The following is a 984-nucleotide window of genomic DNA, read 5'->3' on the forward strand; positions in this document are numbered from 1 at the left end:
CGTCGTAATCGCAATAATTCCGAACGACAAAAGCACTGCGAAAACACTGACGACAATGATTAGTGCGGATTTTAGATCGTGTTCCATAAACGCCTCCTTGACCTGTAACAAATTAATAACACCAGTGTGAAACATGTTCAAGATTTGGTTAATTTAGTCGCGCGATTTTGACTAAGCCATCACAATTAGCTTAGTCATAATAAGGAGATAGGACATGAAGAATAAACTCAGTTGGCTAGTTGGGGGCATGTTAATGAGCTGCGCATTGAGCGCACAAGCAAATGTTATCGTAACCCCATTTATTGGCTTTACTGGCGGCGGGCAAGTCGAAGATGAAAACAAAAACACCTATGACATAGACCCTGCCCTCAGTTACGCCTTATCAATAGAAACACCTTTTGAAATGGGAACAATCGGCCTTTTCTATTCTGCACAACCGACAGAGCTCAAAGAGTTGTCAAACTCCGCCGATATCCATTATTTACAATTCCAAAGCAGTATTTACTATCCCCTCGCTGAAGGTTGGCAAAGCTATGTAGGGTTGGGGGTTGGCGGGTCTTACACCGACGTCGACTGGGCTGATAAAAAATACGGTTTTTCTGCCAGTGCTTTTGCCGGGTTAGAGTACGCATTTTCAAAAAACTTTGCTCTAACGGCACAAGTACGCTGGTTAGGTACGGTCGTAGATAATGACACATCTGGTGCATGTACTTTGCCATCTGATGGTTCAAGCTGCATCATCAAATTCGATACTGATTGGATGAACCAATTTCAGTCAAACGTAGGCTTTAGTTTTCGCTTTTAACTGAGGCAAATTAACCGGAACATTATCTATAGGGTGTGCAAAAGATAGTCGTACGCCCTAAATGATAAAAATAGTCCATAAGACCTTTCAAATAGCAATATAGCAGTCATTTATTTCACTAAACCGCCTAACCAACCTTTCAGATCACCTATTTTCTCACTATTTAACAACATTAAAAC

At 41.3% G+C, this 984-nt stretch carries 2 protein-coding genes; one reads left to right on the forward strand and one right to left on the reverse strand.

From position 1 onward, the window contains the following. The coding region (locus R7R24_RS25080; RefSeq protein WP_318119821.1) for a YnhF family membrane protein at positions 1 to 135 on the reverse strand (135 nt) is incomplete at its 3' end. A gap of 79 nt (positions 136 to 214) precedes the next feature. On the opposite strand from R7R24_RS25080, the gene R7R24_RS25085 reads away from it, so the two are divergent. Continuing rightward, entirely contained in the window at positions 215 to 805 is a 591-nt protein-coding gene (locus tag R7R24_RS25085; RefSeq protein WP_318119819.1) for an outer membrane protein, read from the forward strand. The last annotated feature ends 179 nt before the right edge of the window (positions 806 to 984 follow it).

The sequence above is a fragment of the Vibrio sp. 704 genome, from assembly GCF_033339295.1.